Annotated in this window: 8 protein-coding genes; 3 read left to right on the top strand and 5 right to left on the bottom strand. The window is 71.0% G+C overall.

Annotated elements, in window-relative coordinates:
* The 3 genes from ACFXA3_RS14425 to ACFXA3_RS14415 form a co-directional block, all read left to right on the top strand.
* On the top strand, positions 1–958 hold a 958-nt coding region (locus ACFXA3_RS14425), incomplete at its 5' end, for a ParA family protein (RefSeq protein ID WP_385186661.1).
* Positions 955–2,046 carry a ParB/RepB/Spo0J family partition protein gene (locus ACFXA3_RS14420; protein ID WP_385186659.1) on the top strand — a complete coding sequence of 364 codons (1,092 nt, stop codon included), beginning with the start codon at positions 955–957 and terminating at the stop codon, positions 2,044–2,046. The genes ACFXA3_RS14425 and ACFXA3_RS14420, both read left to right, overlap by 4 nt.
* 105 nt (positions 2,047–2,151) lie before the next feature.
* Entirely contained in the window at positions 2,152–2,769 is a 618-nt protein-coding gene (locus ACFXA3_RS14415) for a GNAT family N-acetyltransferase (RefSeq protein ID WP_385186656.1), read from the top strand.
* Between the two features lie 82 nt (positions 2,770–2,851).
* Here the strand turns inward: ACFXA3_RS14415 and trxA are convergent, their stop codons facing one another.
* From trxA to ACFXA3_RS14390, 5 genes are all read right to left on the bottom strand, one after another.
* Positions 2,852–3,193: a thioredoxin gene (gene trxA, locus ACFXA3_RS14410; protein WP_385186653.1), complete on the bottom strand. Its 342-nt coding sequence runs from the start codon at positions 3,191–3,193 to the stop codon at positions 2,852–2,854.
* Between the two features lie 54 nt (positions 3,194–3,247).
* The gene (trxB, locus tag ACFXA3_RS14405; protein ID WP_385186650.1) at positions 3,248–4,207 is read right to left on the bottom strand and encodes a thioredoxin-disulfide reductase; all 960 of its coding nucleotides are present in this window, start codon (positions 4,205–4,207) and stop codon (positions 3,248–3,250) included.
* A 124-nt stretch (positions 4,208–4,331) separates the two neighbouring features.
* Entirely contained in the window at positions 4,332–5,276 is a 945-nt protein-coding gene (locus ACFXA3_RS14400; protein WP_385186647.1) for an anti-sigma factor family protein, read from the bottom strand.
* Positions 5,273–5,974 carry an RNA polymerase sigma factor SigM gene (gene sigM, locus ACFXA3_RS14395; protein WP_385186645.1) on the bottom strand — a complete coding sequence of 234 codons (702 nt, stop codon included), beginning with the start codon at positions 5,972–5,974 and terminating at the stop codon, positions 5,273–5,275. Before sigM ends, ACFXA3_RS14400 begins: the two co-directional genes overlap by 4 nt.
* A 93-nt stretch (positions 5,975–6,067) precedes the next feature.
* Positions 6,068–7,783 carry a protein kinase family protein gene (locus ACFXA3_RS14390; protein ID WP_385186664.1) on the bottom strand — a complete coding sequence of 572 codons (1,716 nt, stop codon included), beginning with the start codon at positions 7,781–7,783 and terminating at the stop codon, positions 6,068–6,070.
* Positions 7,784–7,844 lie beyond the last annotated feature (61 nt).

The raw sequence follows: 7,844 nt of genomic DNA, 5'->3' as shown, positions 1-7,844 counted from the left end.
TTCACGTGAAACATCGTCGCCCCTTGTAGACAACGACACGCCCATCGGCCGTGCCGCCCAGCTGGCCGTCGAGGCGCTGGGGCGCAGCGGTGAGAAGCTGCCCCGGCCGGAGCAGACCCGGATCATCGTGGTCGCCAACCAGAAGGGCGGCGTGGGCAAGACCACGACGACCGTGAACCTGGCGGCCTCACTGGCCCTGCATGGGGCGCGGGTCCTGGTGGTCGATCTCGACCCCCAGGGCAACGCCTCCACGGCGCTCGGCATCGACCATCACGCAGATGTGCCCTCGATCTACGACGTGCTCGTGGACAGCCGGCCGCTGCTGGAGGTCGTCCAGCCGGTGGTCGACGTCGAGGGGCTGTTCTGTGCCCCGGCCACGATCGACCTGGCGGGCGCCGAGATCGAGCTGGTGTCGCTCGTGGCGCGCGAGAGCCGGCTCCAGCGCGCCATCCAGGCGTACGAGCAGCCGCTGGACTACATCCTGATCGACTGCCCGCCTTCCCTGGGGCTGCTCACGGTGAACGCCCTGGTGGCCGGCGCCGAAGTACTGATCCCGATCCAGTGCGAGTACTACGCGCTGGAGGGACTGGGCCAGCTGCTGCGCAACGTCGACCTGGTGCGCGCCCACCTGAACCCGACGCTGCACGTGTCGACCATCCTGCTGACGATGTACGACGGCAGGACCCGGCTGGCCTCGCAGGTGGCGGAGGAGGTGCGCACCCACTTCGGCAAGGAGGTGCTGCGCACGAGCATCCCGCGGTCGGTGCGTATTTCCGAGGCGCCGAGCTACGGCCAGACGGTGCTCACGTACGATCCGGGTTCCAGCGGCTCCTTGTCCTACCTGGAGGCGGCGCGTGAGATCGCGCTGCGGGGGGCCGGAATTTCGTACGACGCCCAGCACGCCCACTCGGGCGCGGGCATGAACAGCACGCAGAGTGTGGCGGAGGGGATCCAGTGAGTGAGCGACGTAGGGGTCTGGGGCGGGGGCTCGGTGCGCTGATCCCCGCCGCTCCTCAGGAGAAGACGCCGCCGGTGATCGGTGGGGGCTCGACGTCCCCGTCGGCCGTGCCGGTACTGCCTTCGGAGCGCGGGGTCGCCGCGGCGAAGCTGGCTGCCCTGGCGCAGCCGGATGTCGCACGTGAAGCGCCGGTCGCGGTGGCCGTGGTGGAGGAGCCGCAGGCGGTGGAGCCCCGGGCCCAGGCAGTGGCCGGAGCGACGTTCGCGGAGCTCCCGATGGACGCGATCACGCCGAACCCGCGGCAGCCCCGTGAGGTGTTCGACGAGGATGCGCTGGCGGAGCTGGTGACCTCGATCCAGGAGGTGGGTCTGCTTCAGCCGGTGGTGGTGCGGCAGTCCGCTCCGGACCGCTATGAGCTCATCATGGGTGAGCGTCGCTGGCGGGCGTGCCGCGAGGCGGGGCTGGAGCGCATTCCTGCGATCATCCGCGCGACGGACGACGAGAAGCTTCTGCTGGATGCCCTCCTGGAGAACCTGCACCGGGCGCAGCTGAACCCTCTGGAGGAGGCGGCCGCGTACGACCAGCTGCTCCAGGACTTCAACTGCACGCACGACCAGCTGGCCGACCGGATCGGGCGTTCGCGTCCGCAGGTGTCGAACACGCTGCGTCTGCTGAAGCTGTCGCCGCCGGTGCAGCGCCGCGTGGCCGCGGGTGTGCTCTCCGCCGGCCATGCGCGGGCGCTGCTGTCGGTGGAGGAGTCCGAGGTCCAGGACCGGCTGGCGCACCGGATCGTGGCCGAGGGCCTTTCGGTGCGCGCCGTCGAGGAGATCGTGTCCCTGATGGGCTCGGAGCCCTCCGCGGTCGTGAAGCCCAAGGGTCCGCGGGCCGGTGCCCGGGTGGCTCCGGCTCTGAGCGAGCTGGCGACGCGGCTGTCGGACCGGTTCGAGACCCGTGTGAAGGTGGATCTGGGCCAGAAGAAGGGCAAGATCACCGTCGAGTTCGCCTCGATGGAGGATCTGGAGCGGATCCTGGGAACACTGGCGCCGGGCGAGGGCCGGGTGCTGGAGCAGGGACTGTCCGGGGAGTGAGTCCCCGGCCGCCGAGGGGCGGGTCGTGCCGGTGTGAACCGGCGCGGTCCGCCCCTTTGCCTTGATACGGTTTCGCCTGTTTCGTGCTGTGGATACGATGCGCTCATGGGGCGTCGACTGGCACCACTTACGCTGGACAATCTCCAGGACCTGCCTCGGCGTTGCCGGTCCTGTGTGTTCTGGGAGTTGGATCCGGTCAGCGGTGAGGCCGCCGTGAAGGCGGGGACTCCGGCGCTGGAGAAGGAGGCCTGGATCTCCGCCGTCCTGCTGGAGTGGGGTTCGTGCGGCCGCGTGGTCTATGTGGACGAAGTCCCGGTGGGGTTCGTGCTGTACGCGCCGCCGGCCTACGTTCCGAGGGCCACGGCCTTTCCCACGAGTCCGGTGTCTCCGGATGCGGTGCAGCTGATCACGGCCTGGATCATGCCGGGCTATCAGGGGCAGGGCCTGGGGCGGGTGATGGTCCAGACGGTGGCGAAGGATCTGCTGCGGCGCGGGTTCCGGGCGATCGAGGCGTTCGGGGACGCGCGCTGGGAGGGCCCGGCGTGCCTGCTGCCGGCGGAGCACCTGCTGGCCGTGGGCTTCAAGACGGTGCGGCCGCATCCCGTGCATCCGCGGCTGAGGCTGGAGATGCGCTCGACGCTCTCGTGGAAGGAAGACGTGGAGCTCGCGCTGGACCGGTTGCTCGGTGGGGCCCGGAAGGAGCCCGCGCTACGCCCGCTGTGACGTGCGAACGGGGCCACCCCTCAAGGGGCGGCCCCGTTTCACGTGAAACACTCCCGGCTGACGCCGGGTGGGTTCTCGATCGTCAGGCGGTCTTCGCCTGGATGAACTCGTCGAGGTCGCGCAGGATGGCGGCCTTCGGCTTGGCACCGACGATGGTCTTGGCCACCTCGCCACCCTGGTACACGTTCAGGGTCGGGATGGACATGACGCCGTACTTGGCGGCCGTGTTCGGGTTCTCGTCGATGTTCAGCTTGACGATCTCGATCTGGTCGCCGTACTCGGCAGCGATGGCCTCCAGGGACGGGGCGATCTGGCGGCACGGACCGCACCAGGCCGCCCAGAAGTCCACCAGGACGGGCTTGTCGCTCTTCAGGACCTCGGCGTCGAAGTCGGCGTCGGTCACGTTCTTGAGGGTGCCGGCCACAGCGGCCTCCTAATTCTTCCTGCGGGGTGTGGGGTGGGGGGTGTGCGTGGGGGGTCAGACCGCGGCGTGGGCCTTCTCGGCGTCCGCGAGGGCGGAGAGGAAGCGCTCGGCGTCCAGGGCCGCGGAGCAGCCGGTGCCCGCGGCGGTGATGGCCTGACGGTACGTGTGGTCCACGACGTCGCCGGCGCCGAACACGCCGGTGAGGTTCGTGCGCGTCGAGGGGGCGTCGACCTTCAGGTAGCCCTCCTCGTCGAGCTCCAGCTGGTCCTTGAACAGCTCGGTGCGCGGGTCGTGGCCGACGGCGATGAACAGGCCCGTGACGGGGAGCTCGGAGGTCTCACCGGTCTTGGTGTTGCGCAGCGTGAGGCCGGAGAGCTTCTGCTCGCCGTGGATCTCCGCGACCTCGCTGTCCCAGGAGAACTTGATCTTCGGGTCGGCGAAGGCGCGGTCCTGCATGGCCTTGGAGGCGCGCAGGGCGTCACGGCGGTGCACGATGGTGACCGACTTGGCGAAGCGCGAGAGGAAGGTGGCCTCCTCGATCGCGGTGTCGCCGCCGCCGACGACGGCGATGTCCTGGTCCTTGAAGAAGAACCCGTCACACGTGGCGCACCAGGAGACACCGCGGCCCGAGAGCGCGTCCTCGTTGGGCAGGCCGAGCTTGCGGTGCTGCGAACCGGTGGTGACGATCACGGCCTTGGCCCGGTGCACGGTGCCGGCCGTGTCGGTGACGGTCTTGATCTCACCGGTGAGGTCCACGGACACGACGTCGTCGGGGACCAGCTCGGCGCCGAAGCGCTCCGCCTGGCCGCGCATGTTGTCCATGAGATCCGGACCCATGATGCCGTCCTGGAAGCCGGGGAAGTTCTCGACTTCGGTGGTGTTCATCAGCGCGCCGCCTGCGGTCACGGCGCCTTCGAAGACCAGCGGCTTGAGCGAAGCGCGTGCGGTGTACAGGGCCGCGGTGTAACCGGCCGGCCCGGAACCGATGATGATCACGTTTCGTACGTCGCTCACGGGTTTCTTCCTCGTCTCTGTGGACTACGCGCTGCTTGCCGGGGGCCGGTGCGGACTCTCACCCCACCCAACGGATCCTACGGCGCATGCATTCCCGGCCCGTTCCTGTGCCGACCCGAAGGTGTCAGCTCCGCGGGTAGGTCCGGGTCAGCAGCGGTCGTCCGGAGTCCGCAGGCGGGGTGTCCGCGCAGCCGGCCCCGACGAGGTAGGCGTCCACCCGGGCCGAGTCCCCCGGATGGGGCAGGACGAGGAGATAGACGTCGGTGCCCTGGTAGCTGCCGCGCTCGGCGGCGAGCGGCGTGTCGGGGCGACCGGTGGCGTCCCGGACGCAGGACGGGACCGCGGACGGATTCACGTGCTGGTCCCCGGGGGCCCGCTTCGGGGAGGGCGTGGTGTCCTCCAACCCGTACGTGTTGTTCTGCTGTTCGTCCTGGGGGGCTGTTTTGGCCCCCTGACCGGCGGCGAGGAGCTGCTGCACGTTGTCCTGGAGGCCCTGTGCCGTGTACGTGCCGTCCTTGGGTGCCTCGGCTGCCGCGCTCGTCCCGGATTTGCGGGCGGCGGTGTCCGGCGATCCCGTCCCGAGAAGGTGGCCCGCGAGGAAGATGCCGAGGGCGCAGGCGGCCGCTCCCGCCAGCCCCGCGATGACGGTGATCCGGCGGCGGGCGCGCCGACGGCCCGGGCCGGTTGCTCCGGTCGGGTGACCGGCGGGCCGCCGGGGACCCTGGCCCGCCGGTGCGGCAGGCGATGTTTCACGTGAAACATCGCGCTCGACGGTGGGACCGGAGGCCGGGGCGGCCTCGGTTCTGGGCGTGGTGGAGTCGAGGAGGGCCTCGGCGGCGAGGGCCGCGTCGATGCGCCCGGCGATGTCGGCGGGCATCCGGGGCGGCCCCGGCAGGGTGCCGAGCAGGGACCGGATCTCCTCCAGGGAGGCGTGGACATCGGCGCACAGCGGGCAGTCGCTCAGATGACGGCGTACCTCGGCGGTCCGGGCCGGGGAGAGGAGCCCTTCGGTCAGGTCGGAGATCTCCGAGACGTCAGGGTGCCGGATCGTGCCGGTTGTGGGAGTCACGTTCGTCCACCTCCGCCCTTCACCGTGTCTGCGTCTGGGGCTGGCCGACTGGGGTCTGCCGCTGGTGGGACGGGTGTCCCCGGCGTCCGGTTCCTTCCCCGCTCCGTGGCGGTGTTATCCACGGCATTCGAGCGCAGATGAGTGAGCATCGGGAGGAGTTTCGCCCGGCCGCGCGCGCACCGGCTCTTCACGGTGCCGGTGGGGACGTCGAGGATACGGGCGGCCTCGGCGACGGGGTAACCCTGCATGTCGACGAGGACGAGGACGGCCCGCTGGTCGGCCGGGAGCGTGGCCAGGGCGGCCAGGAGCTGGCGGTGGAGGTCCTGGCGCTCGGCGGGGGCCTCGGCGGACTCGTGGGGCTCCAGGAGCCGCTCCAGGCGCTCCGTGTCGTCGATCGGCGAGGTCTTGCGGGAGGCGGCCTTGCGGGCCCGGTCAAGACAGGCGTTGACGGTGATGCGGTGCAGCCACGTCGTGACGGCCGAGTCCCCGCGGAACGTGTGGGCGGCCCGGTAGGCGGACACGAGGGCGTCCTGCACCGCGTCGGCGGCCTCCTCGCGGTCGCCGAGCGTCCGCAGCGCCACGGCCCACAGCCGGTCGCGGTGGCGCCGTACTAGCTCCCCGAAGGCATCGGGATCCCCGGCGACGTGCAGGGCGAGCAGGTCCCGGTCACTGTCCCCGCCTGCGGTTGCGTCGTGCATCACACCTCCCCTCCCGGAGGGAGCGTACGGGGCGGGCGGGACGAATACGAGGGTCCGCTGAGCCGACGGCGCAGCGGACCCGGGACGTACCGATCAGGTGGCCGGCTTGTCGCCGGTACCGAGGACCTTGATCTCGCTGATGCCGCCGCGGAAGCCGTCCCCCTCGCCCGAGGAGGGCAGCACGGTGATGTGGACCAGCACGAAGCGGGTCGCGACCGGAGTGTCCATCTTGGCCTCCAGCTTCTTCCCCGCGGTGCCCAGCTTCACGAGCCCCTGGGGGAAGTCGGAGATGCTGTGCGGTGAGGTCGCCTGCGGGGCGGCGGCCCGGACCTCGACCTGGTGCCCGGCATCGATCATGTCCACCTCGATGCCCGTCACCTCCTGGAGGCTGCCCAGGTCGACGATGATGCCGCTGCCGTCGTCATAGCTGTCCAGGTTGCCGAACTTCCCGCCGTAGCCGAAGAAGTTCAAGGTCTTCCACGCGGTGCCGGGATCGCCGTCGACGGCCTTGTCGGCATCTCCGGGCTTTATCGGGTCCTTGCCGAAGACGGAGGCGCCGGCGAGGTGCAGCGGCTTGCTCTCCTTGGGCTTCTTCTCGTCTTCGTTCGTCTTCGGGGACTGCGAGTTGCTGGTGCCGCCGTTGTCGCCCTTGACGCGGTCCAGGAGGGTGTCGGCGAGCTGCCAGCTGCCCAGGCCCAGAGCGGCGATGAGCAGGGCCGCCACACCCCACTTCAGGACGCGACCGGTGCGGCTCTGCAGCGGGGGCGGGGGGACGGCGATGGGACGGGTGGCCTGCGCGCCGGGGTGCGCCGGGGGCCGTCCGTAGTTGCCCTGCTGGTAGGTGGTCTGCTGGTACTCCGGCGGCGCGGTGAACGCGGGCTCCGGCGGCCGGATGCGGGGCATCGCGGCGACGGCCTTGGCCAGGTCCTCCGGGGTGGTGCAGGCGGGCTCCTGCCGGGACGCGGTGGCCCCGTCGTTGGCGAGGGCGCGCATGGCGAGCTCCGCCAGCCCCCGGTGCACCCCGGCCCGGACCTGGTCGGGGGCGATGAGGCCGACGCCCTTGGGCAGGCCGGTGAGCCCGTACGCGTCGCTCTCGTAGGGCCAGCGCTGGGTCAGGGCGGCGTACAGGAGTGCGCCGATGGCCTCGGTGTCCGCCCGCTGCGGGGTGTCGCTGGTGATGCCGCGCAGGGCGGCGTTCACGGCGAGCCCGCGGATGCGGTACTGGCCCGTGGAGGTGCGCAGTATCGCGCTGGGCGTCAGGCGCAGGTGGGCCAGGCCCTCGCGGTGCGCGGCGGCCATGGCCTGGGAGACCTGGGTGACGAGCTGATAGGCCTCGTGCGGCTCCAGGGGGCCCGAGGCGAGGATCGCGGTCAGCTCGGTCGCGTCGGGCAGCCACTCGTGGACGACGTAGACGAGGTCGTTCTCCTCCACCGCGTCGAGGACGTGGACGAACCGGGGATCGCCCAGCAGCGCCGAGGAACGGGCCGCGGCCAGCACGGCACGGGCCCGTGGGTGGTCGGCGGGCAGCAGGTGGACGCCCACGGCGCGGCGCAGCTTCTCGTCCATCGCGCGCCAGCTGCTGAATCCGTCCAGACGGGTGACGCACTCCTCGAGGCGGTAGCGCCGGGCGAGCTTGTGGCCGCTGTGGAGTTCGGGAGCGGCAGCAGGGGCTGCTTTTCTGCGTTCGCCGTCCTTTTCGGGCATGGGTCCGTCCGCGGCTCGTCCGTTCTGGGTGTCCACCCCGTCGGCCGTGGCCGTGGCCCCCGAAGGGGGCGGGGGGGGATTTACCCCCGGGTAGGGGCCCCCCACACCCGCACAGGGAAAATTAGGCACCACCGCGTGACTCGCACCCCCACCAAAAAACAGAGGT

Source organism: Streptomyces sp. NPDC059456 (assembly GCF_042750055.1).
Taxonomy (GTDB): Bacteria; Actinomycetota; Actinomycetes; order Streptomycetales; family Streptomycetaceae; genus Streptomyces.
This window is presented reverse-complemented; position numbering and strand designations above follow the sequence as displayed.

Coding starts and splice junctions, on each gene's coding strand:
- sigM (WP_385186645.1), bottom strand. CDS start 5,974: ATGCACGACGCAACCGCAGGCGGGGACAGTGACCGGGACCTGCTCGCC.
- ACFXA3_RS14415 (WP_385186656.1), top strand. CDS start 2,152: ATGGGGCGTCGACTGGCACCACTTACGCTGGACAATCTCCAGGACCTG.